The organism is Streptomyces sp. NPDC059564 (genome assembly GCF_042735575.1).
Taxonomy (GTDB): domain Bacteria; phylum Actinomycetota; class Actinomycetes; order Streptomycetales; family Streptomycetaceae; genus Streptomyces.
Genome location: NZ_JBHWBP010000415.1, coordinates 2961 through 6290, shown reverse-complemented (window position 1 = coordinate 6290; position 3330 = coordinate 2961). Strand labels below are relative to the sequence as shown.

The 3330-nt window shown below is 79.8% G+C and carries 2 protein-coding genes and 1 tRNA gene; 2 read left to right on the top strand and 1 reads right to left on the bottom strand.

Annotated elements, in window-relative coordinates:
- Window positions 1-118 precede the first annotated feature (118 nt).
- Window positions 119-2569 (bottom strand): SCO7613 C-terminal domain-containing membrane protein, encoded by a 2451-nt coding sequence (locus ACFV0Q_RS36945; protein WP_385011736.1) that lies wholly within the window; start codon window positions 2567-2569, stop codon window positions 119-121.
- A gap of 127 nt (window positions 2570-2696) precedes the next feature.
- On the opposite strand from ACFV0Q_RS36945, the gene ACFV0Q_RS36940 reads away from it, so the two are divergent.
- Together ACFV0Q_RS36940 and ACFV0Q_RS36935 are read left to right on the top strand one after the other, a co-directional pair.
- Window positions 2697-3167 carry an SRPBCC family protein gene (locus ACFV0Q_RS36940; protein ID WP_385011734.1) on the top strand — a complete coding sequence of 157 codons (471 nt, stop codon included), beginning with the start codon at window positions 2697-2699 and terminating at the stop codon, window positions 3165-3167.
- A 38-nt stretch (window positions 3168-3205) separates the two neighbouring features.
- Window positions 3206-3277: transfer RNA gene (locus tag ACFV0Q_RS36935), tRNA-Val, on the top strand.
- Window positions 3278-3330: the final 53 nt, after the last annotated feature.

The following is a 3330-nucleotide window of genomic DNA, read 5'->3' as shown; positions in this document are numbered from 1 at the left end:
CAGTGGGAGAGCACTTCGTTCACACCGAAGGGGTCACTGGTTCGAACCCAGTATCGCCCACCCGGAGCAGAGGCCCGGAGACTCGAAAGAGTCTCCGGGCCTCTGTCGTACCCGGGTCTCAATCGAGCCTGCCGAGGGCCTCCCGCAGGCGGCGGGCGTCGCGCAGCCGCTTCTCATACGTCGCCCCCACCGCCAGCAGCAGCAGGCCCGCCAGCGCCGGCGGGAGCCAGCGCGGCAGCACCCCGACCACCTGGACCACGTACGGGGCCAGCTCGTGCAGGGCCACCGCCGCCAGGGTCGCGCCGCCCAGCAGCAGCGGCGCCCGCAGCCTGCGGCGCGCCCCGGCCAGGGTGAGCGCCAGCGAGGCCAGGCCCAGCAGGAGCGGGCGCACCCAGTGGGCGTCGCCCCAGGCGGCGAACAGGCTCGGCAGCAGGGTCGCCGCCAGCCCCGGACCGTACGCGACCCAGGACGAGGCCCGCCGGTCCCGGCGGCGGCGCAGCCCGCCCACCGCCAGCGCGAGCACCGACACCGGCAGGGTGTACGCCTCCGGCGCCACCACCCCCGACGCGCCCAGCCGGACCCACGCCGCCGCCACGGCCAGCGCCCCGGCGGCCCAGCCCAGCGCCCGGCGGTCCGCCCGCAGGGCCGCCGCCGCGCAGAGCACCCCGTCCAGCGCGAGCACCAGCGCCAGCACCGGGGGATCCCCGGCCGCCGGCACCACGGCCAGCACCCCGGCTGCGGCCGCGGCGGCCTCCGCGGGCACCCGTACCGGGCCCAGCCGGGGCGCGAGCGCCACCACGGCCGCCGGGACCGCCAGGGCGGCCACCCCCTGCCAGGGCGCGGCCAGCCCCGCCAGCGCGCCCAGCGCCACCGCGGTCGCCGCCGCGCACGAGACGGCCCCCACCGCCGCCCCGCCCCGCACCGGCGGCGAGGCGGCCCCGTACGCCGCTCCCAGCGCGCAGCCGGTGCCCAGCAGCCCGAACACCGCGAAGGTGGCCAGGCGGCCGTCCAGGGCGGCCAGGGACACGTTCAGGGCCCCGGCCGCCGCACACCCCCCGGCGGCGAAGGCCACGGCCCGGGCGGGAGCCCGCAGCGCCAGGACCCCGGCCGCCGCCGTCACCGCCAGCTGCGCCCCGAGCGCCGCCGCCACCGGCAGCCCCGCCAGCACCGGCGCCGCGAACAGCCCCGCCCCGGCGCACACCACCGCAGCCACCCGCGACTCCCGGCGCGGCAGTACCCCGGCCGGCCACGCGAGCGCCGCCGCCGCGAGCAGCAGCGTCACCGCCAGCGCCGGACCGGGCAGGTACCCGGCCGGGCGCGGGGTCGTCGCCGCCCACACCTCGTCCAGCACCCCGAGCCGGGACGCGAGCACCACCGCCACCGCGGGCAGCCCCGCCAGCGCCCCCAGCACGGCCACCCCCGCCCCGGCCCGCAGCAGCCCCCGCCGCACCGGCCCGGGCACCCCGGCCGCCGGACCCGGCGCGGCCACCTGATCCGGCGCGGCCGCCGGTCCCGGCGCCACCGTCCGGCCCGCCGTGACCACCCCTGAGGCCGCCCGCGGGCCGGGCGTCGCCGCCGCCCGGCGAGCCGGCGCCGGCCCTCCCGCCGCCGCCAGCAGGGCGAGGGCCGTCGCCGCCCGGACCGCGACCCCCCAGCCGGAACCCGCGCCGGCCGGTACCAGGGCCCCGACCGCCGATATCCCCGCCAGCCCCCCCACCAGGGCGGCCGCCGAAGCCCGCGGCTCGCGCGCGGCCACCGCCACGCCCAGCAGGGCCCCCGCCGCCAGCAGCCCCGCCGGACCGGCGGCCCCGGGCGCGTCGAGGGACAGCGCCAGCCCCACCGCCAGGGCGGCCCCGCCCAGCGCGCCCGACGCCGTCCACGCGGCAACCCGTACCGCCCGCCGGGCCACCGCGACCGCCAGCGCCGCGTCCAGCGCGGCCGTCGCCAGCAGCGCCCAGCCGCACTCCAGCGGGTCCGCCCCCGTGACGGCCGCCGCCAGCGGCAACGGCAGCTGAGCCGCCAGCACCGCCGAGACCAGCGGCAGCCGCAGCCGGCCCAGCGCGGCCCCGTAGCCCGCCCAGAGCGCCGCCAGCGCCGCGGCCGCCCACACCGCGTACACCCCGCCGTCGGTGCCGGGCAGCCCCACCGCGTGCAGGGCGTACGCGTCCAGCACCGTCAGCAGCAGCCCCACCCCCGCGACCGACTCGGCCGTCGACCGCAGTCCGCGCCGCAGCAGCCCGGCGGGGGCCGCCAGCGCCGCCGCCGTCAGCACGGCCAGCACCGCCGAGCGGCCCCCGATGCCCAGGGAGCCCCAGCTGACCAGGGTGAAGGCGAGCGCGGCCACCGCGAGCAGCACCGCGCCCAGCGTCAGCAGCACGGTCTGCGCGCTCGGCGCAGGACCGCCGCCGCGCGCGGCCGGAGCGGGCGCCGCGGACGCCGGTGCGGACTGCGACAGCAGCCCCACCAGCCACGCCCGACGGGCCAGCAAGTACCCGCGCCGGGCGTCCAGTCGGGCCAGCTCGCGGTCGATGAGCGCCAGCTCTCCGGCGGGCGGAAGGGGGTTGTCCATAGCCGGAGTGTGGCGCCCGTCACCCCCTCAGGACATGGGCGTGCGTACTCAGATCGGCGCTGAGTACCCCCGGCCGCAAAACCCCGATCGCCGGACGCGGCCCCTCCCGGCGCGCCAGACTGGGGGCATGCCGCGCTGGACGCACTACCGCTTCCGCAGCGTGTGGGACTTCGACGTCCCGCCCGCCCTCGTGTACGCACGGCTGGAGGACCCCGGCGGCTACCCCGAGTGGTGGCCCCAGGTCCGCCGGGTCGAAGCCGTCGACGAGCGGAGCGGCACCGCCCTGATCCGCTCCGTCCTCCCGTACGGGATCCACGTCACCGTCACCGGCCTGCTCCGCGATCCCCGCCGGGGCGTCCTGGAGGCGGCCCTGCGCGGGGACATCGAGGGCTGGGTGCGGTGGACCGTACGCCCGCGCGGCGCCGGACGGCCGGGCGCGCGGGCCGTGTACGAGCAGGAGGCCGAGGTACGGGCGCCCCTGCTGCGGCGGTTCGCCCTCGCCGGGCGGCCGCTGTTCCGGCTCAACCACGCCCTGATGATGCGCGCCGGGCACCGCGCCCTCGAGGCCCGGCTGGCGGCCGGGCGGGAAGCGGTTTGAACAGACCCCGGGGCTCTTGTATTGTTCAGTCCGTTCCCGGGCGATTAGCTCAGCGGGAGAGCACTTCGTTCACACCGAAGGGGTCACTGGTTCGATCCCAGTATCGCCCACCGGGACAGGCCGGTCCGTCTGATGACGGACCGGCCTTCCGCATATCCGGCGC